Origin of the sequence: Desulfosarcina alkanivorans (assembly GCF_009688945.1) — a bacterium.
In the GTDB taxonomy this organism is placed as follows: Bacteria; Desulfobacterota; Desulfobacteria; order Desulfobacterales; family Desulfosarcinaceae; genus Desulfosarcina; species Desulfosarcina alkanivorans.
Map to the genome: position 1 here is coordinate 2365207 of NZ_AP021874.1, position 25330 is coordinate 2390536.

General features: G+C 53.2%; 34 protein-coding genes. All 34 read right to left on the reverse strand.

Annotated elements, in window-relative coordinates:
* Positions 1 to 57: 57 nt before the first annotated feature.
* Positions 58 to 675 carry a 50S ribosomal protein L17 gene (gene rplQ / locus DSCA_RS33445; protein WP_155316375.1) on the reverse strand — a complete coding sequence of 206 codons (618 nt, stop codon included), beginning with the start codon at positions 673 to 675 and terminating at the stop codon, positions 58 to 60.
* An 8-nt stretch (positions 676 to 683) separates the two neighbouring features.
* Positions 684 to 1703 carry a DNA-directed RNA polymerase subunit alpha gene (locus DSCA_RS10410; protein ID WP_155316376.1) on the reverse strand — a complete coding sequence of 340 codons (1020 nt, stop codon included), beginning with the start codon at positions 1701 to 1703 and terminating at the stop codon, positions 684 to 686.
* 80 nt (positions 1704 to 1783) lie between these two features.
* Entirely contained in the window at positions 1784 to 2413 is a 630-nt protein-coding gene (gene rpsD / locus DSCA_RS10415) for a 30S ribosomal protein S4 (RefSeq protein WP_155316377.1), read from the reverse strand.
* A 69-nt stretch (positions 2414 to 2482) separates the two neighbouring features.
* Complete coding sequence (gene rpsK, locus DSCA_RS10420; protein WP_155316378.1) at positions 2483 to 2869, reverse strand: 30S ribosomal protein S11; 387 nt, start codon at positions 2867 to 2869, stop codon at positions 2483 to 2485.
* A gap of 25 nt (positions 2870 to 2894) precedes the next feature.
* Entirely contained in the window at positions 2895 to 3275 is a 381-nt protein-coding gene (gene rpsM, locus DSCA_RS10425; RefSeq protein ID WP_155316379.1) for a 30S ribosomal protein S13, read from the reverse strand.
* Positions 3276 to 3288: 13 nt separating this feature from the next.
* Positions 3289 to 3405 carry a 50S ribosomal protein L36 gene (gene rpmJ, locus DSCA_RS10430; protein WP_456236723.1) on the reverse strand — a complete coding sequence of 39 codons (117 nt, stop codon included), beginning with the start codon at positions 3403 to 3405 and terminating at the stop codon, positions 3289 to 3291.
* A gap of 49 nt (positions 3406 to 3454) precedes the next feature.
* Positions 3455 to 3673, reverse strand: coding sequence for a translation initiation factor IF-1 (infA, locus tag DSCA_RS10435; RefSeq protein ID WP_155316380.1), 219 nt, complete (start codon positions 3671 to 3673; stop codon positions 3455 to 3457).
* Between the two features lie 74 nt (positions 3674 to 3747).
* Entirely contained in the window at positions 3748 to 5058 is a 1311-nt protein-coding gene (gene secY, locus DSCA_RS10440; protein WP_155316381.1) for a preprotein translocase subunit SecY, read from the reverse strand.
* Positions 5059 to 5060: 2 nt separating this feature from the next.
* On the reverse strand, positions 5061 to 5501 hold the full coding sequence (rplO, locus tag DSCA_RS10445) for a 50S ribosomal protein L15 (RefSeq protein ID WP_155316382.1): 441 nt from the start codon (positions 5499 to 5501) through the stop codon (positions 5061 to 5063).
* A gap of 3 nt (positions 5502 to 5504) precedes the next feature.
* On the reverse strand, positions 5505 to 5687 hold the full coding sequence (rpmD, locus tag DSCA_RS10450; RefSeq protein ID WP_155316383.1) for a 50S ribosomal protein L30: 183 nt from the start codon (positions 5685 to 5687) through the stop codon (positions 5505 to 5507).
* Positions 5688 to 5699: 12 nt separating this feature from the next.
* Positions 5700 to 6197, reverse strand: coding sequence for a 30S ribosomal protein S5 (gene rpsE, locus DSCA_RS10455; RefSeq protein WP_155316384.1), 498 nt, complete (start codon positions 6195 to 6197; stop codon positions 5700 to 5702).
* A 26-nt stretch (positions 6198 to 6223) separates the two neighbouring features.
* On the reverse strand, positions 6224 to 6592 hold the full coding sequence (gene rplR / locus DSCA_RS10460) for a 50S ribosomal protein L18 (protein WP_155316385.1): 369 nt from the start codon (positions 6590 to 6592) through the stop codon (positions 6224 to 6226).
* Positions 6593 to 6658: 66 nt separating this feature from the next.
* Complete coding sequence (gene rplF / locus DSCA_RS10465) at positions 6659 to 7198, reverse strand: 50S ribosomal protein L6 (protein WP_155316386.1); 540 nt, start codon at positions 7196 to 7198, stop codon at positions 6659 to 6661.
* Positions 7199 to 7277: 79 nt separating this feature from the next.
* Positions 7278 to 7670 (reverse strand): 30S ribosomal protein S8, encoded by a 393-nt coding sequence (gene rpsH, locus DSCA_RS10470; RefSeq protein WP_155316387.1) that lies wholly within the window; start codon positions 7668 to 7670, stop codon positions 7278 to 7280.
* Positions 7671 to 7715: 45 nt separating this feature from the next.
* Positions 7716 to 7901 carry a type Z 30S ribosomal protein S14 gene (locus DSCA_RS10475; RefSeq protein ID WP_155316388.1) on the reverse strand — a complete coding sequence of 62 codons (186 nt, stop codon included), beginning with the start codon at positions 7899 to 7901 and terminating at the stop codon, positions 7716 to 7718.
* A 29-nt stretch (positions 7902 to 7930) separates the two neighbouring features.
* On the reverse strand, positions 7931 to 8470 hold the full coding sequence (gene rplE, locus DSCA_RS10480) for a 50S ribosomal protein L5 (RefSeq protein ID WP_155316389.1): 540 nt from the start codon (positions 8468 to 8470) through the stop codon (positions 7931 to 7933).
* A gap of 34 nt (positions 8471 to 8504) precedes the next feature.
* Positions 8505 to 8834 carry a 50S ribosomal protein L24 gene (gene rplX / locus DSCA_RS10485; RefSeq protein WP_231716439.1) on the reverse strand — a complete coding sequence of 110 codons (330 nt, stop codon included), beginning with the start codon at positions 8832 to 8834 and terminating at the stop codon, positions 8505 to 8507.
* Positions 8835 to 8864: 30 nt separating this feature from the next.
* Positions 8865 to 9233: a 50S ribosomal protein L14 gene (rplN, locus tag DSCA_RS10490; protein WP_155316390.1), complete on the reverse strand. Its 369-nt coding sequence runs from the start codon at positions 9231 to 9233 to the stop codon at positions 8865 to 8867.
* An 18-nt stretch (positions 9234 to 9251) separates the two neighbouring features.
* The gene (rpsQ, locus tag DSCA_RS10495; protein ID WP_155316391.1) at positions 9252 to 9509 is read right to left on the reverse strand and encodes a 30S ribosomal protein S17; all 258 of its coding nucleotides are present in this window, start codon (positions 9507 to 9509) and stop codon (positions 9252 to 9254) included.
* Between the two features lie 9 nt (positions 9510 to 9518).
* A complete protein-coding gene (gene rpmC / locus DSCA_RS10500; RefSeq protein ID WP_155316392.1) occupies positions 9519 to 9722 on the reverse strand; it encodes a 50S ribosomal protein L29 in 204 nt (67 codons plus the stop codon).
* Positions 9722 to 10135, reverse strand: coding sequence for a 50S ribosomal protein L16 (gene rplP / locus DSCA_RS10505; RefSeq protein ID WP_155316393.1), 414 nt, complete (start codon positions 10133 to 10135; stop codon positions 9722 to 9724). The genes rpmC and rplP overlap by 1 nt, the downstream gene beginning before the upstream one ends.
* Before the next feature lie 18 nt (positions 10136 to 10153).
* A complete protein-coding gene (rpsC, locus tag DSCA_RS10510) occupies positions 10154 to 10804 on the reverse strand; it encodes a 30S ribosomal protein S3 (protein ID WP_155316394.1) in 651 nt (216 codons plus the stop codon).
* Between the two features lie 13 nt (positions 10805 to 10817).
* A complete protein-coding gene (rplV, locus tag DSCA_RS10515; protein WP_155316395.1) occupies positions 10818 to 11159 on the reverse strand; it encodes a 50S ribosomal protein L22 in 342 nt (113 codons plus the stop codon).
* A gap of 16 nt (positions 11160 to 11175) precedes the next feature.
* A complete protein-coding gene (gene rpsS, locus DSCA_RS10520) occupies positions 11176 to 11457 on the reverse strand; it encodes a 30S ribosomal protein S19 (RefSeq protein ID WP_155316396.1) in 282 nt (93 codons plus the stop codon).
* A gap of 71 nt (positions 11458 to 11528) precedes the next feature.
* Positions 11529 to 12353, reverse strand: a complete 825-nt coding sequence (rplB, locus tag DSCA_RS10525) for a 50S ribosomal protein L2 (RefSeq protein WP_155316397.1) — start codon at positions 12351 to 12353, stop codon at positions 11529 to 11531.
* A gap of 17 nt (positions 12354 to 12370) precedes the next feature.
* Positions 12371 to 12658 (reverse strand): 50S ribosomal protein L23, encoded by a 288-nt coding sequence (rplW, locus tag DSCA_RS10530; RefSeq protein ID WP_155316398.1) that lies wholly within the window; start codon positions 12656 to 12658, stop codon positions 12371 to 12373.
* Positions 12658 to 13278, reverse strand: a complete 621-nt coding sequence (rplD, locus tag DSCA_RS10535; RefSeq protein ID WP_155316399.1) for a 50S ribosomal protein L4 — start codon at positions 13276 to 13278, stop codon at positions 12658 to 12660. The genes rplW and rplD overlap by 1 nt, the downstream gene beginning before the upstream one ends.
* Positions 13279 to 13366: 88 nt before the next feature.
* A complete protein-coding gene (gene rplC / locus DSCA_RS10540; protein ID WP_155316400.1) occupies positions 13367 to 13996 on the reverse strand; it encodes a 50S ribosomal protein L3 in 630 nt (209 codons plus the stop codon).
* A 15-nt stretch (positions 13997 to 14011) separates the two neighbouring features.
* Positions 14012 to 14323, reverse strand: coding sequence for a 30S ribosomal protein S10 (gene rpsJ, locus DSCA_RS10545; RefSeq protein ID WP_456236724.1), 312 nt, complete (start codon positions 14321 to 14323; stop codon positions 14012 to 14014).
* Positions 14324 to 14340: 17 nt separating this feature from the next.
* Positions 14341 to 15534: an elongation factor Tu gene (gene tuf, locus DSCA_RS10550; protein WP_155320377.1), complete on the reverse strand. Its 1194-nt coding sequence runs from the start codon at positions 15532 to 15534 to the stop codon at positions 14341 to 14343.
* A gap of 126 nt (positions 15535 to 15660) precedes the next feature.
* Positions 15661 to 16131 carry a 30S ribosomal protein S7 gene (gene rpsG / locus DSCA_RS10555; protein WP_155316401.1) on the reverse strand — a complete coding sequence of 157 codons (471 nt, stop codon included), beginning with the start codon at positions 16129 to 16131 and terminating at the stop codon, positions 15661 to 15663.
* Positions 16132 to 16171: 40 nt separating this feature from the next.
* Positions 16172 to 16543: a 30S ribosomal protein S12 gene (gene rpsL, locus DSCA_RS10560; RefSeq protein WP_155313299.1), complete on the reverse strand. Its 372-nt coding sequence runs from the start codon at positions 16541 to 16543 to the stop codon at positions 16172 to 16174.
* Positions 16544 to 16660: 117 nt separating this feature from the next.
* Positions 16661 to 21070: a DNA-directed RNA polymerase subunit beta' gene (gene rpoC / locus DSCA_RS10565; protein WP_155316402.1), complete on the reverse strand. Its 4410-nt coding sequence runs from the start codon at positions 21068 to 21070 to the stop codon at positions 16661 to 16663.
* A gap of 71 nt (positions 21071 to 21141) precedes the next feature.
* A complete protein-coding gene (rpoB, locus tag DSCA_RS10570) occupies positions 21142 to 25227 on the reverse strand; it encodes a DNA-directed RNA polymerase subunit beta (protein WP_155316403.1) in 4086 nt (1361 codons plus the stop codon).
* Positions 25228 to 25330 lie beyond the last annotated feature (103 nt).

Below are 25330 nucleotides of genomic sequence, written 5' to 3' on the forward strand. Positions count from 1 at the left end.
ATTAAAAAAGGCCCTGCAGGTGCAGGGCCTTAAAAAAGCAAATCAGGTGGGGGCCTATTATTTTTCCGTTCCGTCCGATTCTGCGGACCCTTTGGCGTCATCGTCGGCGCCGGCGGCTCCTTCAGCGGGTTCGGCTGGATGGGATTCGGTCGCGACCGGATCCGCAGCAAGGGTCGCATCCTCGCCGGAACTGTCGGCCACATCCGCTTCACCGCTATCTTCTCCCGCCGCGGCGTCCTGCCCGACCGGTTGCACCTTAGCAGCGGGCTTAGCCTCCGTTTTGGTGGTTTTCTTTTTCTTCTTCACCGGTTTGGCGTCATCTGAACTGACCAGTTCGACGAGGGTCATGGCTGCCGCATCGCCGGCGCGACGGCCGATTTTAATGATGCGCGTATATCCCCCGTTGATCGCTCCGAAGCGGTCGGTCGCCTCTTCAAAAATTTTATGGACGACGTCTTTTTCACGAACGATGGCCATTGCCATGCGCCTGGCATGAAGGTCGCCCCGTTTGGCCAGGGTGACGATATGGTCCGCCCATCGCCGAAGCTCTTTGGCCTTTGCCTCGGTGGTTTTGATGCGGTCATGCTTCAGCAGCGAGGTCACCATGTTTCTGAACATCGCCTGCCTGTGGCTGGTGGTTCGATTGAGTTTTACACCGCTTTTTCTGTGTCTCATTGGAACGTTTACTCCCCTTCTTCGACAGTTTCTTCAGGCGGGACAAAGCTGTCGAGCTTCATTCCCAACGAGAGTCCCATTTCCGACAACACTTCCTTAATTTCATTTAGGGATTTTCGGCCGAAATTTTTGGTTTTGAGCATCTCGTTCTCGGTTTTCTGAACAAGCTGATAAATTTTCAGGATCTCTGCATTCTTGAGGCAGTTGGCACTTCGTACCGACAATTCTAATTCCTCGACGCTTCGATACAGATTATCATTAAATGCGGGCTTTTCAGACTCGTCATCACTGCCATCGTGTTGCGGTTCAGAATCTTCATCAAAATTGATGAAAATACTTAATTGCTCTTTCAGAATTTTTGAACTGTATGCAACGGCATCTTCGGGCAAAACACTTCCATCAGTCCATATTTCAAGCGTGAGCTTGTCATAGTCGGTGCGCTGCCCGACCCGCGCATTACCCACCACATAATTGACCCGTTTGATCGGAGAAAATACGGCGTCAATGGGAATGGTCCCGATCGGTGCATCCTCGTCCTTGTTGGCCTCGGCCAGCGAGTATCCTTTGCCCACCTTGACAACCATGGTCATTTTTAAACTCCCCTCACCGGTGAGGGTCGCAATATGGTGATCTGGATTCAAAATCTCGACATGCCCGTCATCGCTGGTAATGGCCCCTGCCGTAACCGCACCTTCTCCAGAGACATCAATCCGGATGGTCCGGGGTGAGACATCGTCCATTTTCAACCGGACTTCTTTGAGGTTCAATATGATTTCCGACACGTCCTCATTCACCCCGGGGATGACACTGAACTCATGTTCCACAGATTCGAACCGGACGGATACAATGGCAGCACCGTATAAAGAAGAAAGTATAGTCCTTCTCAAGGAGTTGCCCAAAGTGATACCAAACCCCCTTTCCAGGGGTTCACAGACGAACTTTCCGTAGGAGTCGGTGCTGTTGACACGAACTTTATCGGACTTGATCATTTCACGCCAGTTCATGTACATAAGTTCGTTATTAACCATTACATTTTCTCCAAAAGGATTTTAAAATCAATGCAGTACTACGTCCCATCGTTAACCGAGCTTAAGAGAAATCCTGTTTCTTACTTAGAGTAGAGCTCGACAATGAGTTGTTCCTGCATCGGTAGAGTAAGGTCTTCGCGAACTGGGAAGCTTTTAATCTCGCCTTTGAAGTTCTCTTTTTCAACGGCCATCCACTGGGGCAACCCTCTTCTGACGACCGCATCAAGGGAGTCGATGATGGCTTGCACCTTCCTGCTCTTTTCGGCCACCTCAACCGTGTCGCCCACTTTTACCAGGAAGGAAGGGATATTGACACGTTTTCCGTTAACCTGAAAATGGTTGTGCCTGACGAAGTGCCGCCCCTGCGTTCTTGAGTTGGCGAAACCGAGTCGATACACCACATTGTCCAAGCGACGTTCGAGAAGGACCAGGAGATTTGTTCCGGTAATGCCTTTTTTGCGGTCGGCTTTTTCAAAAAACAGTCTGAACTGTTTTTCAGAGAGACCGTAAGTGTTCTTAACCTTCTGCTTCTCGCGGAGCTGAATGCCATAATCAGAAGGCTTGCCGCGACGACGCTGCCCATGCTGTCCGGGAGCGTAGCCTCTCCTGTCAAATGCACATTTGTCAGAATAGCAGCGGTCGCCCTTTAAAAACAATTTCATATTTTCACGTCTGCATATCCTGCAGACGGAGCCTCTATATCGTGCCAATTCGTCCTCCTTTTATATTCAGACCGTAGCGTGGCGCGCTTCTTTTTGGTTACAGCAGCGGCGAACCGGCTACACCCGTCTTCTTTTCGGCGGCCGGCAACCGTTATGGGGAATGGGGGTGACATCTTTGATCATAACAACGTTAAAACCCGCGGCCTGAAGGGAACGAAGTGCTGATTCACGGCCGGAACCGGGCCCCTTCACATACACCTCAACACTTTTCATGCCATGCTCCATCGCTTTTTTTGCTGCGTCCTCGGCAGTCATCTGGGCGGCGAAAGGCGTGCTTTTTCTTGAGCCCTTGAACCCGTGAATACCGGCGCTGGACCATGAAACCACGTTCCCCATAGAATCGGTAATGGTGACAATTGTATTATTGAACGTAGATTGAATATGAACAACCCCGCTGGAGATGTTTTTTCTTTCTTTTTTCTTGGTCTTCGTTTTTCTAGGCATTTATTTTGTCCTGACAGGTAATGGATTACTTTTTGGCAGCGCCCTTTTTCTTGATTGCAGACCGTTTCGGGCCTTTCCGGGTTCTGGCGTTGGTACTGGTCCGCTGGCCATGTACCGGCAGGGAACGTCTATGCCTGAGGCCGCGATAACAGCCGAGATCCATAAGCCGTTTAATGTTCATGGAAACTTCCGTGCGAAGCTCCCCTTCTACCTTGAGGTCATTATCGATTACCTTACGAATGCTGTTGATCTCAGCTTCGGAAAGATCGTCTGTATTGGTATTCGGATCGATCTTTAGTTTGCTAAGGATCCGATTGGAAGCGGTTCTTCCGATACCGTAAATATAGGTCAGACCGATCTCAATCCGTTTACGCCTAGGTAAGTCTACACCAGCGATTCTTGCCAAAGTTCAGCCTCCTCTAACCTTGCCTCTGTTTGTGTCTCTTGTTATCGCAGATAACCCGAACGACGCCCTTGCGCTTGATAATTTTGCACTTGCTGCAAATCTTTCTAACGGATGCTCTGACCTTCATCATTAACTCCTTCGTACCGCGGGAAATTGGATTAAATGCGGTGTTGGAAACCTTATTTTGAACGATACGTGATTCGCCCCCGCGTGAGATCGTAAGGCGAAAGTTCTACCGTGACCTTGTCACCGGGAAGAATCTTGATAAAATGCATTCTCATTTTGCCGGAAATGTGTGCCAGGACTTGGTGTTTATTTTCCAGTTCGACCTTGAACATCGCGTTCGGCAAAGTCTCCAAAACGATGCCTTCAACTTTGATGGCCTCTTCCTTCGGCATTCCACTCTCCTGCGTTTCGTGTTGTATTGGTGTATTCTACCCTGCCCGCGTATGGTAAACCGACCTGCCAGGCGTCAGCGCCGTCCGCGAATTCCGCCTTTTTTCAGGAAGCCTTCGTAGTGCCGGGTCAGCATATGCGACTCCATTTGGGCCACGGTGTCAATGGCAACCCCAACCACAATCAACAATGCCGTTCCCCCGAAATAAAATGGGACATTGAAACGGCTGATCAGAATGGAAGGGAGTACACAAACCGCTGACACGTAGATAGCGCCTCCCAGTGTAATTCGCGTCAGTACACGATCAATATAATCCGCCGTCCGCTTTCCGGGGCGGATGCCGGGAATGTAACCACCATTCTTTTTCATGTTGTCGGCAACATCGACCGGGTTGAAGGTCACCGCCGTATAAAAGTAACAGAAAAAGAAAATAAATCCAACATATAGAAGTTCATAAAACAAATTACCCGGCCGCATCGAGTCAGCGATGGCTTTCATCCACGGAACGGTAATGAAACTGGCAATGGTGGCCGGAAACATAATGATCGATGATGCGAAGATTGGGGGGATGACACCCGATGTGTTGATTTTCAGCGGCAGGTGCGTACTCTGCCCGCCATACATGCGACGTCCGACAACCCGCTTGGCATATTGTACCGGTATCCGCCGTTGCCCCTGCTCGACAAAAATAATAAAGCCGATGACAAGAACCATGAGAAGCATAAGGACGATAATGGAAAAAATGTTCATTTCACCGGTGGACATCAATCGGAAGGTGTTCATGATGGCTGCCGGCATCCGCGCGACAATTCCGGCGAAAATAATCAAGGAGATCCCGTTGCCGATCCCCCTTTCGGTGATCTGCTCACCCAGCCACATGATAAAAGCGGTCCCTGCAGTCAGGGTCAACACCGTCATCAACCGGAAGCCCCAACCCGGAGCGATTACAATGGCAGCCCCGCCGGGCGAGGTCATGCTCTCGAGTCCGATGCTGATACCCAGCCCCTGGATGATACTCAATACGACCGTGCCGTAACGGGTGTATTGCGTGATTTTCTTGCGCCCCTGTTCCCCCTCGTTCTTCAGCCGTTCCAGATGCGGGATCACAACAGTCAATAACTGCAGGATAATGGAGGAACTGATATAGGGCATGATGCCTAAAGCGAATACGGAAAGCTGTTCCAGCGCACCACCAGAGAACATATTGAAGATACCAAAAATGGTTCCTTCCATTTTGGCGAAAAAGGAAGCCAGTGCGACGGTATCGATCCCTGGCGTCGGCACATGCACACCGATTCTGTATACGAAAAGCAGAGCCAGCGTATACAGAATGCGTTTTTTGAGCTCAGGAATTTTGAATATATTTCCGAATCCGCTGCCAACCATGATCAGATGACCTCTATCTTTCCGCCAGCGGTTTCGATTTTTTCTCTGGCACTGTCACTGATTTTGTTGATCCGAACCGTCACGGGTACGCCCACGTCCCCTTTGCCCAGAATTTTGATTCCGTCACGATCGCCCTTTACCAGCCCGATTTTGATCAGCGCGACTTCATCAACGACCGACTGGGCGTCAAACCGGTTCAAATCCTGAACATTAATGATCGCAAACGTTTTCTTGAAATGGTTTTTGAATCCCCGCTTCGGAAGCCGACGGTGAATCGGCATCTGACCGCCCTCGTAACCGGGCCGCACACCGCCGCCGGAACGGCAATTCTGACCTTTGTTGCCCCGGCCCGCCGTCTTTCCGGAACCCGACGCTACGCCCCGTCCAACTCTTTTTCTTGCTTTTCGCTGGCCCTTTTCAGGGGCCAAATCGTTGAGTCTCATTGGTTATTTCTCCTCGGCAACCACCAGATGGGATACCTTGTCTACCATTCCTCTAACGGAAGGGGTATTTTGAAGTTCAACGGTGCGATTAAGCTTGGTAAGGCCCATTCCCCGAAGCACCTTTCGATGTTTTTCGGGCCGTCCGATCATGCTTTTTACCAACGTGATTTTCAGCATTCCACTCATGGTTCGTTATCCTTATTTCAAATCCTGGACCTTTAGTCCACGCCGGGCGGCAACCGATTCGATGCTCTCCAGCTGTTTCAAACCATCCACGGTGGCCTTGACGACATTGTGAGGATTGTTGGTCCCCATGCATTTGGTCAGGATATTCTGGACCCCCACCGCCTCGAGCACGGCACGAACAGCACCACCGGCAATAACGCCGGTACCTTCTGATGCCGGCTTCAACATCACCCGGCCGGCGCCGTATTTACCGATAACCTTGAAGGGAAGCGTCCCTTCCTTCAGAGGCACCTTGACCATGGTCTTTTTGGCCTTTTCCACACCTTTTCGGATGGCTTCCGGAACTTCCCCCGCTTTTCCGAGGCCGTATCCGACACTGCCCTCACCGTCTCCCACAACAACGATAGCGCTGAAACTGAAACGGCGGCCACCCTTTACCACTTTAGCAACACGGCTGATATGAACGACCTTGTCGATCAGTTGGTTTTCTTCTGTGTCTTGCTTGAACAAGGCTTTGCCTCCTTAACTGGTGTGTACTAGAAATCCAACCCGGCTTCCCGGGCTCCGTCGGATAGGGCTTTGATGCGGCCATGATACAGGAAACCGTTACGATCGAAAACGACCTTCTTAACGCCTTTGTCAATGGCCCGTTGCGCAAGCAGCTTACCGGTAAAAACCGCCCTGGCGACTTTGTTTTCGAAAGCGGGCTGATCTTTCACTGCCTTTTCGGTGGTGCTTGCAGCGACGATCGTGGTCCCGGTGGTGTCGTCGACAATCTGGCCGTAAATGTGTTTGGCACTCCTAAAAACAGTCAGCCTGGGCCTGTCAACCGTGCTGATGATTTTTTTACTGATTCTTTTTTTACGTTTCAGCCAGATCTTCTTTTTTTCGTTTGTTGAACCCATTTTCAATTCCTTTAGTGGCCGCTGTTCACCGGCTTGTGCCGTCAGGAAACGCCAAGTCGACGGATGTTATTTGGTACCGGTTTTTCCAGCTTTGCGCTGAATATACTCTTCGGCGTATTTAACACCCTTGCCTTTGTATGGTTCCGGCTTTCTCAGTTTACGTATCGATGCCGCGGTCTGTCCGACTTTTTCCTTGTCTATGCCGCTGAGCTTGATCACGTTGTTTTTGTCGACGGTGGCATCAATGCCGTCCGGAAGCGGGAAATCAATGGGATGCGAATAACCCAAGTTTAGAACGATGGATTTACCCTTCATTTCCGCACGATATCCAATGCCGTTGATTTCCAGCGTTCTCTCGAATCCCTTGCTGACGCCGTCAACCATGTTTGCTACGAGACTGCGGGTCAGTCCCTGAAGCGAACGGGTCTTACGATCTTCGCTTTCGATGGTCACCGAGATCGTATTATCCTTAATCGCCAAATCTACCGCAGGGTGGATGGTCCGGGTCAAGGTCCCCTTCTCGCCCTTTACCACCAGTGTTCGGTTTTTATAATCGACACTGGTTTTTTCGGGGAGCTTAATTTCTTTCTTGCCTACTCGAGACATTTAACGCACCTCATTTTTACTTCCTGTCAACAACCAGGGTTGGTTCCGGATCAAGAGTATACCGTTTTATATTGACTGCCTACCAGAGGGTACAGAGCACTTCACCGCCGATATTTTTTTCCCTGGCCGCCTTATCCGTCATCACCCCCTGTGAGGTAGACATGATGGCGATTCCCAAGCCGTTGTATACAGGATTCACAGACTTGGCATTGAGATAGGTTCGCCGGCTGGGCTTGCTGATCCGTTCAACATTAATGATGGTGTGTTTCTGTGCGTCCGTATACTTGAGATAGACGCGAAGAATACCCTGCTTCCCATCCTTGAGAAACTTGTAGTTCCGGATGTAGCCCGATTCTTTGAGAACCTTGGCGATCTCTGTTTTTATTTTCGACCCGGGAATGTCAACACTGTTGTGTTTGGCCTTCCCGGCATTCCTGATGCGGGTTAACATATCGGCAATCGGATCGCTCATCGCTGTTTCCTACTCTAAATAGTTAATCGATTTAAATTTTGGTGATTACCAACTGGACTTTACAACGCCAGGGAGTCTGCCCTGGGAAGCCAGGTTACGGAAGCAGATGCGGCAGATGCCGAATTTCCGGATGAATGCCCGGGGTCTTCCGCAGATCGGGCAGCGGTTGTATGCCCTTACGCTGAACTTCGGTTTCCTTTTAACCTTCTGTCTGAGTGATGTCTTCGCCAATGCTCTCTCCTTGTAACCACCAGGCTTTATTAATTCTTGAAAGGCATTCCCATCAATTTGAGGAGTGCTTTGCCTTCTTCGTTACTTTTTGCCGTTGTGACAATACTGATGTTCAACCCCTTGATTTTGTCTATTTTATCATAGTCTATCTCGGGAAATATCAGCTGTTCCTTGATCCCCAGGGAATAATTCCCGGAGCCGTCGAAGGCTTTGCCGGAGATCCCCCTGAAATCCCTGACACGCGGCAGCGCGACATTGATCAGCTTATTTAGAAAATCGTACATACGCGTTTTTCGCAGCGTGACCATGCAGCCGATGGGCATCCCTTCACGCAGTTTGAAAGCAGCAATGGACTTTTTTGCCCGAGTGATCACGGGCTGCTGACCGGAAATCTGTTTGAGTTCATCAACCGCCGAATCGATGATCTTGATGTTATGAATCGCTTCACCCAACCCCATGTTCAGAACAATCTTTTCGATTTTAGGGATCTGCATGGGATTGGTGTAATTGAAGGATTCCTTCAGCTTCGGCACCACCGTTTCATTGTAGTAGGTCTTGAGATGTGACATGATAATCCTCCGAGAGCCTCCCTTTTAGCTGGCCCTATGCATCTATGATTTCACTGCATTTGCTGCAGATGCGGACCTTCTTGCCGTCGTCCAGGGTTTTCGATTTCACCCGCACCGGTTCAATGCATTTGCTGCACATCAACATCACGTTGGACCAGTGAATCGGTGCTTCGCTCTCAAGGATCCCGCCTTGTCTGTTCTGTGCACTGGGCTTGGTGTGCCGTTTGACAATATTGATGTTCTCGACGAGGAGACGGTTCTTTTTGCCGATGACTTTAAGGACTTTGCCGACCTTTCCCTTGTCCTTGCCGGCAATGATCTTCACCTTGTCATCTTTTTTCAATTTGATAGTGTCTTTGATCATTTCGTTTTCTCCACGACGCGAGGTCTTGAATTAGAGCACCTCGGGTGCAAGTGATACGATTTTCATAAACCGTTTGGCACGAAGCTCCCGCGCCACTGGCCCGAAAATACGGGTTCCCAGGGGTTCACGCTGGCTGTTAATCAACACTGCAGAGTTGTCGTCGAAACGAATATACGATCCATCGGGCCGGCGAATCTCTTTTTTGGTTCTGACCACGACGGCCTTGAGAACATCGCCCTTTTTTACCTTGGCGTTGGGAATCGCTTCTTTCACCGTAACCACGATAATGTCGCCAATGCCCGCATACCGTCTTTTGGACCCCCCCAGAACTTTAATGCAGTATACCGCACGCGCACCCGAGTTGTCCGCCACCGTTAATTTTGTTTCGGCCTGAATCATGTTTATCGTCCTTTGTCGCTATACGGCTTTTTCGATAATTTCGGTAACGCGCCACCGTTTAAGCTTGCTGATGGGTCGAGATTCAGTAATCAACACCTTGTCCCCGATGTTGCAGCTGTTGTCTTTATCGTGGGCGGCAAATTTATTGCGTCGTCGGATGTATTTTTTATACAGTGGATGTTTAACCAACCGCTCGACTTGAACAACGGCCGTTTTATCCATCTTGTCGCTAACCACAGTACCGGTGAGTTGTCTTCTTATTCCACGATTTTTCATGACCGCATCTTAGTCTTTTTTTATAGGGTTGGTCTTAACGTTCAATATGGTTTTCAAGCGGGCAATGTCCTTTTTGGTTTCCCCAATCTTCTTGGGATTCTCCAACTGCCCGATTTCATGTTGAAACCGAAGATTGAACAGGGCTTCCTTCAGGTCCGCGACCTTCTGCTGAATTTCATCAGTACTGAGGTCTCTGATTTCGGTCGCTTTCATTATAGCTCGCTCCTCTCCACAAACCGCGTTTTAATGGGAAGCTTGTGGGCGGCCAGGCGAAGCGCCTCCTTGGCCATTTCCCGGCTGACGCCGGTCATTTCATAGAGCACCCGACCCGGCCGGATGACGGCGACCCAACCCTCGGGAGCGCCCTTACCCTTACCCATGCGGACCTCGGCAGGCTTCTTTGTGAAAGGCTTGTCAGGAAACAAACGGATCCAGATTTTCCCGCCACGCTTTACATGCCGCGTCATGGCAATACGTGCCGCCTCGATCTGCTTTGACGATATCTTTCCACAATCGATGGCCTGCAATCCGAATTCTCCAAAATTCAGATCACTGCCACGGTAGGCGGCCCCCTTCATTCTTCCCTTTTGACTCTTACGATATTTAACCTTTTTCGGGCTCAGCATTTCGTATCTCCCACAAGCCTATCCACTGATCTCGGCTTTATCCTTTTTGAGAATCTCGCCATGGAACACAAACACCTTGATCCCGACGATTCCATAAGTGGTGCGGGCTTCGGTGATACCGTAGTCAATATCGGCCCGCAGGGTGTGCAACGGCACCCGGCCTTCACGGTACCATTCCGTACGGGCCATTTCAGCACCGCCCAGACGACCCGAGCAGATAATCTTGACGCCCTGGGCACCGAATCGCATGGCCGAGGAAACCCCACGCTTCATGGCACGTCTGAACGCCACGCGACGTTCAATTTGCATGGCCACGTTTTCAGCAACCAGCTGCGCGTCCACCTCAGGTTTTCTGATTTCCTGAATGTCGATCAGCACTTCCTGGCTCACGCGCCCTTCAAGCGCCTTCTTGAGCTTTTCAATCTCCGAGCCCTTTTTGCCGATGACGATGCCAGGGCGCGCCGTAAAAATCCGCAGTCGAACCCGCCGGGTGGATCGTTCGATTTCAATTTTCGCAACACCGGCGTGGTGGAGCTTCTCCTTGATGAACTTGCGAATCTGGTAGTCCTCAAAAATGTAATCGGCATACTTCTTGCCGGCAAACCACCGGGATTCCCAGGTTTTAACGATTCCCAGCCTTAATGAGATAGGGTTGACTTTCTGGCCCAAGCTATGTTCCTCCTTACTGTACCGAACCTTCGGCTAACACGACGGTAATGTGAGCGGTTCTTTTAAGTATACGCGACCCTCTTCCTCTGGCCCTCGCCTTAAACCGTTTCAGGGAAGGTCCCTGATCGACAATCAGATTCCTGACCACCAGCTCGTCGACATCGATGCTCGTATTCTGGTCCGCATTGGCAACAGCGGATCGAACGATTTTCTCAACGATGCCGGCTGATTTCTGCGGCATGAATTTCAGTGCGTTGATCGCTGCCTCCGCAGGCTTCCCCTTGATGGCATCGACGATCATCCTCACTTTCTGAGGTGATATCCGCACGTATCGTTGTGTTGCTCTGACCTCCATTTAGGGCCTTCCTTTTTTATCTTTTTACCTTTGATTTCCTGTCCGCTGCATGCCCGTAGTAGGTCCGCGTCGGAGAAAACTCACCCAGTTTATGGCCAACCATATTTTCTGTGACGAACACCGGTATAAACTTTCTGCCGTTATGAACGGCGAGGGTGATGCCGACCATTTCAGGCAGTATGGTCGACCGCCGCGACCAGGTTTTGATTACCTGATTGCTGCGGGAGCCCTGCGCTTCGGTCACCTTTTTGAATAGTTTTGGGTCAATAAAAGGACCTTTTTTTAACGAGCGTGGCATGTTGTCTCCTGATGATAATCATTTTCAATCTGAACATCCGGCCCTGTGACGGCTGCCCAGAAGCGCAAATATTATTTCGTACGCCGTTTCACGATGTAGCGGTCGGTGCGTTTGTTCTTCCTGGTCCTGAACCCCTTGGTGGGAACGCCCCAGGGAGAACAGGGGTGCCGACCACCGGATGAGCGGCCTTCCCCGCCGCCCATGGGATGGTCTACCGGGTTCATCGCTACACCGCGGACCTTTGGACGTCGCCCTTTCCAACGGTTTCTTCCCGCTTTTCCAAGGGATATGTTTTCATGGGTGACATTGCCGAGCTGTCCCACCGTTGCCTTGCAGTTGAGCAGCACCATCCTCACTTCACCCGAAGGCAGTTTCACCAGTGCGTAGCGGTCTTCTTTGGCCATCAGCTGGGCAAAAGTGCCGGCGCTGCGAACAATCTGACCGCCCTTGCCCAGGCGCAGTTCAATGTTGTGGATGTGGGTGCCCAAGGGAATCTTGGACAGGGGCAACGCATTGCCCGGCTGAATATCCGCCTCGGGGCCTGACATGACCGTATCCCCGACGGAAAGCTTCAAGGGTGCAATAATGTATCGTTTCTCCCCGTCTGCATAGTGCAGCAGGGCAATTCGGGCTGACCGGTTGGGATCGTACTCGATCGCGGCAACGTTTGCTGGGACACCGTCTTTATCCCGCTTGAAGTCAATGATGCGGTAGTATCGCTTGTGACCGCCACCCCGTCGCCTGCTGGTTATCCGTCCGTTGGCGTTGCGACCCCCCGATTTCTTGAGGATCCTCAGCAGGCTTTTTTCGGGCGTGGTCTTGGTGATTTCCTCAAAACCGGCGTAATTCTGGAACCGTCGCCCGGGGCTTGTCGGTTTAACTTTTTTCACTGCCATCGTTATACTCCTAGCGTCTATACACCTTCAAAAAAATCAATCCGTTCGCCGGGCATCAGGGTAACGACCGCCTTTTTCCAGTCCTTGCGTTTCCCTAGTATCCGCCCCCGTCGCTTTATTTTCCCCTTGACATGGGCCGTACGTGTTTTGGCCACCTTGACATTGAAGATTTTCTCGATCGCTCGGGCTATTTCGACACGGTTTGCACGCTTGTCCACTTCGAAGGAGATCTGGTTGTTCTCCTCTTTCTGGATATTGGTCTTTTCGGTGATGACGGGTCTTTTGATAATGTCATACTGGTTCATCAGCCCAATCTCCCCTCTATCCCTTCAAGAACCGGCTGCAGGAGAACCAGTTTAGGGTATTTAAGGATGTCGTACACGTTCATCCCCTGTGCCTGAAGAACTTTGACCCCGGGCACGTTGCGGGAAGACAGTTCCAGCCTTTCGTCCTTCTCAGCGGTGACGATCAACGCCTTCTCGGTGTTCAGGTCCGCCATGATCCCGGCAAACACCTTGGTCTTGATTTCGTCGAGATCGATCTTGTCCACAACCACCAGCTGCTCTTCCTGCACCTTGCTGCTCAGTGCCATTTTCAGGGCCAGCTTTCGGACTTTCTTCAGCACCTTCTTCGAAAAATCCCTGGGGTCCGGCCCAAAAATCACACCGCCACCGCGAAGAACCGGGGATTTGATGTCACCTTTTCTTGCCCGCCCGGTTCCTTTTTGCCGGTAGAGCTTGTGCCGGCTCCCCCTGACGTCGGAACGGCGCTTTACGGATGCCGACCCCGCCCGTTTGGCGGCCAGCTGTGCGGTGACGACCTGATGCAGGACGCTCTTTTTGACCGGGACATTGAAGATCTCATCGTTCAATTCAGCCTGGGATACGACATCTCCGGCAACATTTACTACATCGACAACAGCCATAATGTTCCTCGTCCACTGCGCCCCCGCAGCCGTGTGTCTCCCAATGAGAGGGGCACACCAGGCTGAAGGCGGCCTGAAGTCCGTTCGACTAGGCGAACAGGACCTTGTTAATCGTTACGATTCCTGAACGGGATCCGGGGATGGGTCCCTTCAGAAGGATGAGATTCTCGTCAGGGCGAATTTCGACGATTTCAAGGTTCCGCACCGTCTTGGTCTCTACGCCGTACTGCCCGGGCATCCGTTTTCCCTTAATCACTTTTGCCGGCCATGCGCTGCAGCCGATGGATCCGGGGACCCGGTGGTTCTTGCAACCGTGGGTCATCCGTCCGCCGCCGAAGCCGTGGCGCTTGATGACGCCGGAAAAACCACGGCCCTTGGAGCTGCCGGTAACATTGACTTTCTCTCCGACGGCGAAAATTTCAGGACCGATATTCTGCCCCAAGGTGTAGCTGTCCGGGTCATCCACACCGACTTCTTTCAGTGTGGAGAAGCATGCACCGCCGCTTTTTTCGAAATGCCCCTTGAGCGGCTTGGTGGCTTTGGCTTCTTTTTTGTCGCCGAACCCCAACTGGAGCGCCTTGTATCCGTCTGTCTTGTCGTTCTTGATCTGAGTGACCACGCATGGTCCCACCTTCAAAACGGTGACGGGGATGTATTTTCCATTGGGCGCATAGACAGAGGTCATGCCCAGTTTTTTTCCTACTATTCCTTTACACATCTCACTTATCCCGTGTTAAAGTTTGATCTCCACATCAACGCCAGGAGACAGATCAAGCTTCATGAGCGCATCAACGGTCTGCTGTGTCGGCTCGAGTATGTCGAGCAGTCGCTTGTGCGTCCGCATCTCGAACTGCTCCCGTGATTTTTTATCCACATGGGGGGAACGGAGGACACAGAATTTATTAATCTTGGTCGGCAGGGGGATCGGCCCCACCACTTTGGCACCGGTTTTCCGGGCAGTGTCGAAAATATCACTGGCCGACTGGTCCAGAAGCTTGTGATCATAGGCTTTGAGCCGGATCCTGATCTTGGAGTTCATTATCATCGTTATCGACTCTCTTTTTATTCAATTATCTCGCTGACGACACCGGCACCCACCGTACGGCCACCTTCACGGATGGCGAACCGAAGCTCTTTTTCCATGGCGATCGGCGTAATCAGTTCGGCGGTGATGGCCACGTTGTCGCCAGGCATCACCATCTCGACGCCTTCAGGCAGATTCAGGATACCGGTCACATCCGTGGTACGGAAGTAAAACTGCGGACGGTATCCGTTGAAAAACGGCGTATGACGACCGCCCTCTTCCTTGCTCAGGATATACGCCTCGGCCTTGAACTTGGTGTGCGGCGTAATCGTTCCCGGTGCCGCCACCACCTGGCCGCGCTCGACTTCGTCACGCTTGGTGCCGCGAAGCAGAACGCCGATATTGTCACCGGCCTGACCTTCGTCGAGCAGCTTACGGAACATCTCCACGCCCGTACACACCGTCTTCGTGGTCTCGCGGATACCCACGATCTCTACCGCGTCGCTCACATGGACGATGCCGCGCTCCACACGCCCCGTCACCACGGTACCGCGGCCGGAGATGCTGAACACGTCCTCGATGGGCATCAGAAACGGCTTGTCCACATCGCGCTCGGGCTCGGGGATGTAGGCGTCGATGGCATCCAGAAGCTCGAAGATGCACTTGGCTTCGGCAGACTCCGTATCATCGGACTCCAGGGCCTTGAGGGCGCTGCCGCGGATGATCGGGGTGTCGTCGCCGGGAAACTCGTACTTGTCCAGCAGTTCGCGCAGCTCCAGCTCCACCAGCTCGATCAGCTCTTCGTCGTCGACCATGTCGCATTTGTTCAAAAATACGATGATCCGGGGGACACCCACCTGGCGGGCCAGCAGGATGTGCTCACGCGTCTGGGGCATCGGGCCGTCATCGGCTCCGACGACCAGGATCGCGCCGTCCATCTGGGCTGCACCGGTGATCATGTTCTTGATGTAGTCCGCATGGCCCGGGCAGTCCACGTGCGCATAATGGCGAGTGGCCGTCTCGTACTCGACGTGGGCCGTGGCGATCGTGATTCCACGCTCTTTTTCTTCAGGCGCCTTGTCAATCTGATCGAAAGGAATAAAATCCGCCATCCCCTTCAAACCGCTCAACTTTGTGATCGCAGCCGTCAATGTCGTCTTGCCATGGTCAATGTGACCGATGGTCCCTACGTTTACGTGCGGCTTCGTCCTCTCAAATTTTTCCTTCGCCATCTCCCGGTCCTCCTGTTTGCGGGTACAGTTACCCCAACAAGGCAAAAGGCTTTGATCGTCAGGCAGTTAGCAGGCCTGGTCGGCGCTCAAAACCTAGTGCAGATAATATATAATGGATGTGGATCGTTACCAGCGGAAGTGGGCAAACGCCTTGTTGGCATCCGCCATCTTGTGCGTATCCTCTCGTTTTTTCACGGAAGCGCCACGGCCGTTGGCAGCGTCCATCAACTCACCGGCCAGTTTTGCACCGAATCCTTTTTCTCCACGACCCCGCGCATAACCAATCACCCAGCGAATCCCCAGGGCCGTTCTCCGGGAAGGACGGACCTCGGTCGGGACCTGATAGGTGGACCCGCCCACACGCCGCGACTTGACTTCGATTACCGGCTTGACGTTATCCAGCGCCTTTTCGAAAATTTTGAGCGGATCCTCATTGGTTTTTTCACTGATAATGTCAAAGGCCCCGTACAACAGCGCTTCGGCCGTACTCTTTTTCCCGTCGCGCATGATGGAGGCGATAAACTTGGAGACCAGTTTGTTCTTGTATTTGGCATCCGGGATGATCAACCGCTCCGGCACTTCTCTTCTTCTCGGCATAACTCAATCCATTTTTATTAATATTCGAATATCAGCCAGGCTATTTCGGCCGCTTGGCACCATACTTGGAACGTCCCTGCCGCCGGCCATCAACGCCCAGGGTATCCAGCGTCCCGCGAACGATATGATAGCGGACACCGGGCAAGTCCTTGACGCGCCCGCCCCGGACCAGCACCACCGAATGCTCCTGAAGGTTGTGTCCGATACCGGGAATATAAGCGGTCACCTCAACGCCGGTGGTCAAACGGACCCTGGCAACCTTACGCAACGCCGAGTTGGGCTTTTTGGGTGTTGAAGTGTAAACTCGGGTGCACACGCCTCTTTTTTGCGGCGCCCCCTTCAGTGCCGGTGTATTGGTCTTTTTTTCAACCCGTTTCCGACCCTTACGCACTAGCTGGTTGATTGTTGGCATTTTAACCCCTTAAGCTGGTCTTTGACATCGATTTTCTTCGCGCACAGAAACTGGCTATGTATAGTTTCGGCCGTCACTTGTCAAGATAATTTTTTAAGATTCCACCATTCGGGCCCGTCACTCTGCAGCTTTCGCCGCCACGGAAAGGTCGCGGTATTCGCTGACCCCCGTACCGGCGGGAATGATCCGGCCCATGATGACGTTTTCCTTGAGGCCTCGCAGTTCGTCTTCGGCACCGGCAATACTGGCATCGGTCAGCACCTTGGTGGTTTCCTGGAAGGAAGCTGCCGAAATGAAGCTGTCCGTACTCAATGACGCTTTGGTAATCCCCAGGATCAGCGGTTCGGCAATGGCCGGTTTGCCCCCCTTGGCGATGATCGCTTCGTTGGTTTCCTCGAAGGTGATCTTGTCCGCCTGCTCTTCAAGGATGAAATCCGTGTCTCCGATATCAACCACTTTAACCCGGCGCATCATCTGCCGCACGATGACTTCGATGTGCTTGTCGTTGATACGGACGCCCTGGAGCCGGTAGACCTCCTGGACTTCATCCACCAGGTACTTGGCCAGAGCCACCTCGCCTTTGATTTTGAGGATATCCTGGGGATTGGCGGCGCCGCCGATGAGCGGCTCGCCGGCCCGGATGTAGTCACCTTCGTACACATTGATATGCTTACCCCGGGGGATCAGGTATTCCTTCTTGTCGCCGACGTCGACAGGCGTGATGGTGACCCGCTGCTTCCCTTTTTTAGTGGCCTTTGAAATGGACACATACCCGTCAATTTCACTCAGAACCGCCACTTCTTTGGGTTTTCTCACCTCAAACAGCTCGGCAACACGCGGGAGACCACCGGTGATATCCTTGGTCTTGGTGGTGGCCCGGGGCAGTTTGGCAATGATGTCGCCGGCTTTAACGGGGTCACCCTCTTCCACCAGGATAATGGCATCCACCGGCAGCATGTAACGTGCCATCCCCGATCCATGGGAGAGCTTGGCCGTCTTCCCGTCATCCCCCTTGATGGAAATACGGGGTCTCTCTTCAGCGGTTTTGGATTCGATGACCGTCCGACTGGACTTACCAGTCACCGGGTCCACCTTCTCCTGAATGGTTTTCCCCGGGATCAGGTCTCCGAACTTAACGAGTCCATTGACCTCGGTGATAATCGGGGTGGTGAAAGGATCCCAAACGGCCAGCAGGTCGCCCGGACTCACGGCCTGGCCTTCCTGAACCACAATATGCGCACCATAGATCACCGGGCAACGCTCCCGCTCACGACCGTTCTCACCGACAATGGCAAATTCACCTCCCCGCCGGTTCATGACCACCAGCTCGTTGTCGGCATTTTTGACCACATTGAGGTCGACGAATTTTATCTTCCCGACGGTTCGTGCACGAATGTCCGCCTGTTCAACCCGCCGGCTGGCTGTGCCGCCGATATGAAATGTCCGCATGGTCAACTGCGTTCCGGGCTCACCGATGGACTGGGCGGCAAGTATGCCCACCGCCTGGCCCATCTCGACAGTTCTTCCATGGGCCAGGTCCCGGCCGTAGCACTTGGCACAGACACCATGCTTGGTCCGGCAGGTTAGGGCGGAACGAATCAGGACGGTGGTAACGCCTGCATTTTCAATTTTCTGGGCATCGTTTTCATCAATTTCCCGGCCGGCGCGCACCACCACTTCATCAGTGAAGGGGTCCAGTACATCGTTCACCGTGGTCCGTCCCAGGATACGCTCGCTGAGGCGCTGAATCACCTCGCCGCCTTCGAGCAGCGGTTCCACTTCCACACCGAGCATGGTGCCGCAATCGTGCTCGATCACCGCACAGTCCTGGGCCACGTCCGCCAGTCGGCGGGTCAGGTATCCGGAGTTGGCGGTCTTCAAGGCGGTATCCGCCAGCCCCTTGCGGGCGCCATGGGTGGAGATGAAATACTGGAGTACGGACAGCCCTTCGCGGAAATTGGCCTGAATCGGTGTTTCGATGATCTCACCGGAAGGTTTGGCCATCAATCCGCGCATTCCGGCCAACTGGCGCATCTGGTCCTTGCTGCCACGGGCTCCGGAGTCGGCCATCATGTAGATGGGGTTGAAGCTCTCCGCCTGCAACGGCTGGCCAGACGTGTCGAGTTTGGGGTTGCCGTCGCTGTCATAGAGGTTTTCAACCTTCATGGCGTCCATCATCTCATTGGCCACATCGTCGGTCGCTTTGGCCCAGATGTCGACCACCTTGTTGTATTTCTCGCCCTGGGTGATAAGCCCCTCGGTATACTGCCGCCCGATCTCGACAACCTGCGTCTCCGCCCGATTGAGTATCGTCCCCTTTTTCTTGGGGATGATCATGGCGTCGATGGAGATGGAAAGGCCGCCTTTGGTGGAATATTTATACCCGATATCTTTGAGGCGGTCCGCCAGGATCACCGTGGCTTTTGCGCCCAGGTTCCGATAGACGTAATCGACCAGTCCGCGCAGGGAGCCCTTGTCCATAACCTTGTTGATAATGTCAAAGGGGATTTCCGGGCGTCGTTCCACCATCTGGAAAAGGTGGATTCCCCCATCACCGGGCATGATGGGTGAGATGTCGTCGGCCGACAGGCTGAACAGCGCATCGGCGTCATCCGATGCCACACCGAATAACCGCATGACCTCGTCTTTTTTCAGGAGCCCGATGTCACCGTTGTTTTCTTTGTCCGGGCTTTCGGAATAAGTGGCAACGAGATCAGAAAAGTCTTCTCCGGCCTGGGCCTTTTTGGCAACCTTGGCCATTATTTTTTCGTCGCCGATCATGATGTGGCGCAACTGAACCACTTCCTCCTTGGGCATGATCTCCCACAGGAGGAGCCGGCCCACAGTGGTTTCCACCCGTTGCCGATCGATCCGGACCGTAACATTGGCATGCAGTTCGACAGCCCGGTCGTCGTAGGCCGCCCGGACTTCTTCCGGGTTGGAAAAGATCCGCCCCTCCCCCCTGCAGCCGTCTTTGCCACGGGTCATGTAATACAACCCTAAAACGATGTCCTGGCTGGGAACGATAATGGGACTGCCGTTGGCCGGAGAAAGGATATTGTTGCTGGATAGCATCAGCACCCGGGCTTCGATCTGGGACTCGACGGACAGGGGAACGTGAACGGCCATCTGGTCCCCGTCGAAGTCGGCATTGAAGGCCGTACAGACCAGCGGGTGAAGCTGGATGGCCTTGCCTTCGATCAATGTCGGTTCAAAGGCCTGAATACCCAAACGATGCAGGGTCGGCGCACGGTTGAGCATCACCGGGTACTCCTTGACGACTTCGTCGAGCGTGTCCCACACCTCCGGAACCTCCCGCTCGACCATCTTCTTGGCGCTTTTTACGGTGGAGACCAGGCCTTTTTGTTCCAACCGATAGTAGACAAAGGGTTTGAACAGTTCCAGAGCCATCTTCTTCGGCAGGCCGCACTGATGGAGACGAAGGTTCGGCCCCACGGTAATCACCGTACGACCGGAGTAGTCCACCCGTTTCCCGAGAAGGTTCTGGCGGAAACGGCCCTGTTTTCCCTTCAGGGTATCGCTCAATGATTTGAGGGGGCGCTTGTTCGTTCCGGTGATCACCCGGCCGTGACGGCCGTTGTCGAAGAGGACATCCACCGATTCCTGCAGCATCCGTTTTTCATTGCGGACAATGATTTCCGGCGCCTTCAGATCCATGAGCCGTTTGAGCCGGTTGTTGCGGTTGATCACGCGGCGGTAGAGATCGTTCAGGTCGGAGGTAGCGAACCGCCCGCCTTCAAGCGGCACAAGGGGCCTGAGGTCGGGAGGCAGCACGGGGATAACGTCCATGATCATCCACACGGGCTCCAGGCCGGACCGCATAAACGCATCCACAATTTTGAGACGCTTGGACAGCTTTTGCCGTTTGGCCACGGAGTTGGTCGCACGGATATCCTGACGAAGTTCCACGTAGAGTTCGTCGAGTTCAATGTTTTCCAACAGGGCCTTGACGGCTTCCGCACCAATGCCGGCTTCGAATTTTCCCAGGCCGTATGTTTCGATGGCCTCCTGATACTTGTCGTCCGACAGCAGTTGGCCCCGTGTCAGGGCAGTGTCTTTGGGATCGACAACGATGTAGGAATCAAAATAGAGCACCTTCTCCATGTTCTTGAGCGTAATATCGAGAAGGTTGCCGATCTTGCTGGGCAGGCTTTTAAGAAACCAGATGTGGGAAACCGGTGTGGCCAGCTCAATGTGGCCCATGCGCTCCCGGCGCACCTTGGACTGAATCACTTCGACGCCGCACTTCTCGCAGATCACGCCCCGGTGCTTCATGCGCTTGTATTTGCCGCAATTACACTCGTAATCCTTGGTCGGCCCGAAAATCTTGGCACAGAAAAGTCCGTCCCGTTCGGGCTTGAAGGTCCGGTAGTTGATGGTTTCCGGCTTTTTTATTTCACCATGGGACCATTGTCGGATCTGGTCCGAGGAGGCCAGGGAAACTTTGACGCCGGTATAACGCCTGGGGTCTGTCGGCTTGGAGAAAAAATCATATAGTGTTTCCATAACTATTTCCTTGTAAAGGCGTTAAGGATATTCAAAGGAATGCCACGTTAAAAGGAACCGGAACCGCCCGATTACTCTTCGAGAAGGGTTACATCCAGCCCGAGGCTCTGGAGCTCTTTGGTGAGCACCTTGAACGATTCGGGAATACCCGGTTCCAGGACGTTTTGCCCTTTGACGATCTTTTCGTACATTCGCGTACGGCCGGCCATGTCATCAGACTTGACCGTCAAAAACTCCTGCAGGGCATGAGCGGCACCGTAAGCTTCCATGGCCCAGACCTCCATCTCGCCAAGACGCTGTCCGCCGAACTGGGCCTTGCCGCCGAGGGGTTGCTGGGTAACCAGCGAGTAAGGTCCGATGGATCTGGCGTGAATCTTGTCATCGACCAGATGGTGAAGCTTGAGCATGTACATGGTGCCGACGGTAATTTTTTCCTTGAACGCCTCTCCGGTATGGCCGTCATAGAGGGTCGTCTGCCCGGTGGGGCTCAAATCCGCCTCGACCAGCAGTTTCTTGAGTTCCTCTTCTTTGGCGCCGTCGAATACCGGCGTCGCCATATGAACGCCGTTCCGGTAAAAAGCGGCCAGATTCTTGATCTCCGTGTCACTCATATTTTTGAGATCGCCGGCCGCCTCGTCAAAGATATTGCCCAGCTTTTCACGAAGCGCCTTGGTTTTGCTCTCTTCGTACAGTGCATTGAGTTGATCGCCGAGTCCCTTTGCAGCCAGGCCCAGATGAATCTCAAGGATCTGGCCCACGTTCATTCGTGAGGGTACACCCAACGGGTTGAGCACCATATCGACGGTTCTTCCATCGGCGAAGTAGGGCATGTCTTCAACGGGTAGGATCCGGGAGACAACGCCCTTGTTTCCATGGCGACCGGCCATCTTGTCCCCGACGGACAGCTTGCGCTTCATGGCCACGTAGACTTTGACCATTTTGATGACGCCCGGCGGAAGTTCATCGCCCTTTTCATAGCGCCCCAGCCGGCCTTCGAACTCTTCCTGGCAACGGGCCACCTGGGCACGGTAGACCTCCAGCACCTGGTGGACTTTTTCGGTAAGCACCGGGTCATCGAAAAGCAGCCCCTCCAGATCGGCAACCGGGACCTCCTTGAGGCTGCCCGCCCCGATGGACGTGTTTTTCGCCAGATAAACCTTCTTCCCTTTTTTCAGCGGGGCGGCGCATTTGCTTCCATCCAGAAGGTTTTCCAGCTGGGACCGGACGCTCTCACCGATGATTTTGATTTCATCGTTCTTGTTCTTCTCCATGGCCGCCATTTCAGCGGACTCGATAGCCAGGGTACGTTCATCTTTTTCGACACCGCGCCGTGAGAAAATTTTGGCATCGATGACGATGCCTTCCACACCCGGCGGCACCCGCAGAGAAGTGTCCTTGACATCGCCGGCCTTTTCTCCGAAAATTGCCCGAAGCAGTTTTTCTTCAGGGGACAGCTGAGTCTCCCCCTTGGGCGTAATCTTGCCGACAAGGATATCCCCCTGTTTGACTTCGGCGCCCAACCGGATGATCCCGCTGTCGTCAAGGTTTCTCAACGCCTCTTCACCCACATTGGGTATATCGCGGGTGACCTCTTCTTTTCCGAGTTTCGTGTCCCTTGCCACCACTTCGAATTCTTCGATATGCACGGACGTATAGACACCGTCTCTCACCAGTCGCTCGCTGACAAGGATGGAATCCTCGAAGTTGTATCCCCCCCAGGGCATGAAGGCCACGGTGACGTTTTTACCCAGAGCAAGCTCTCCCTGCTCGGTGGCCGGGCCATCCGCGATGATCTCACCGGCCTGGACGAACTGGCCTTTTTTGACGATGGGTCGCTGGTTGAAACAGGTGTTCTGGTTGGAACGGACAAATTTATGCAGGTTATATATGGTGACCTGCTTGTCGGCATCGGCCTCGGATGAATCATGGCGCAGAACAATCCGTGACGCATCCACATCAACCACTTCGCCGTCACGGCTGGCAACGATCGCGACACCGGAATCCTTGGCCACGACGCCCTCGATGCCGGTTCCCACCAGGGGCGCTTCGGCCTTGATCAGGGGAACCGCCTGGCGTTGCATGTTGGATCCCATCAGCGCGCGGTTGGCGTCATCATTTTCGAGGAAAGGAATCAGTGATGCCGAAACGCTTACCAGCTGGTTGGGCGAGATGTCCATCAGCTCAATCTTGTCCCGCTCGACCATCATGAACTCACCGGCGACCCTGGACGTGACCGTCGGGTTGATATACTGGGAGTCATCATTGATGGGGGCATTTGCCTGGGCGATGGGATGGTCCTTCTCTTCAAAAGCGCTCAGGAATTTAACCTCTTTGGAGACAGTCGCATCGTCGACCACCCGGTAGGGCGTCTCGATAAAACCAAAATCGTTCACTTTGGCGTAGGTACTCAACGAAACGATAAGTCCGATGTTGGGCCCTTCAGGCGTCTCGATGGGGCAAATGCGTCCGTAGTGGGACGGATGAACGTCACGGACTTCGAAGCCGGCCCGTTCCCGCGTCAGTCCGCCCGGTCCCAATGCACTGAGGCGGCGTTTGTGGGTCGTCTCGGACAGGGGGTTGGTTTTGTCCATGAACTGACTGAGCTGGCTTGTGCCGAAAAACTCTTTAACAACTGCCGAAACGGGTTTCGGATTGACCAGGTCGTGGGGCATCAGGGCATCGACCTCCTGCAGGCTCATCCGTTCCTTGATGGCCCTCTCCATGCGGACCAGGCCGATACGGTACTGGTTTTCGAGCAGCTCCCCAACAGCCCGCACCCGCCGGTTCCCCAGATGGTCGATGTCGTCCACCACGCCCTGGGTGTCGCGAAGTTCAACCAGGGTTCTGGCGGTGAGCAGGATATCCTCTTTCCGCAGAGTCCTGACATTCACGGGCGTATCAATGCCCAGCCGCAGGTTGATTTTCAATCGTCCGACACCGGACAGGTCATAGTATGAGGACTTGAAGAAAAGGTGATCCAGAAAATCCTGGGCCACTTCCGGCGTCGCCGGATTTCCGGGACGAAGCAGGCGGTAGATTTCGATCAGCGCGTCTTCCTTGGTGGACACCTTATCGAGCAGGAGCGTTTTCCTGATGGAATCGCTGCTGGAGGCGCCGTCGATAAAAAGCAGTTCGAATTCTCTGATTCCGGAATCCTCGAACAGCTTTAACATGCTTTCGTCCACCACATCGTTCGCTTGTGATATCACCGCCCCGCTTTCCGGGTCGGCAACGGAAAACGCAATGGCTTTATCGAGCAGATCTTCCCGTTCAATGGGAACGCTTGTAATGTCGAGATTGGACATCTGCTTGAGTGCCCGCTGGGTGAACATCCGCCCTTTCTTGACGATAACATCGCCGCTTCCGGGGTCGACCACATCTTTGGTAGCGCGCGTGCCTTTCAATATGGCAGGGGACACCTGCCGATAATACTCATTGGCTTCGACGATGATCTTCTCGGTACTGTAAAAATAACTCAGCAGATCCTCGGTCGAATAGCCGAAAGCTTTGAACAGCACCGTAACGGGAAATTTCCGCCGACGGTCGATCCGGATGTACACAATATCCTTGGGGTCGATTTCCAGGTCGATCCAGGATCCGCGGACCGGAATGATTCGGGAGCTGTAGATAATTTTACCGCTGGAATGGCTTTTTCCCTTGTCATGGTCAAAGAAAACGCCGGACGAACGATGCAGCTGGCTGACGACCACCCGCTCGGTTCCGTTGATGATGAAGGTTCCCTTTGCGGTCATCAGGGGTATGGTGCCGAAGTAGATCTCCTGCTCCTTGATGTCGCGTATATTGGAGACACCGGTATCTTTGTCGGTATCATAAACCACCAGGCGAACCGTTATCCGAACCGGCAATTCATAGGTCATGCCACGGTGGACGCACTCTTCCTCACTATGTTTGATTTCGGCAAATCGATAAGACACAAACTCCAGAGAAGCACTTCCAGTAAAGTCCTTGATCGGAAATACGGATTTGAAAACTGCCTGCAAACCGATGTCTTCCCGTTTTTCGGGAGCAACGTTCATTTGGAGAAATCGCTGATACGAGTCCCGTTGCATACCGATCAAATCAGGGATTTCTACAATTTTCTTTATTTTGCCAAAGCTTTTTCGAAATCTCTTGTTCGCCGTTGGTCTTTTCGACATGGCAACTCCGATAGATAGATTGAGGAATATGAAAATGGGATCAAAGGATTATTCTCCTTTGCACCCCATTTTCACATTCAATGCTTTATATTGTAAAAAAAGA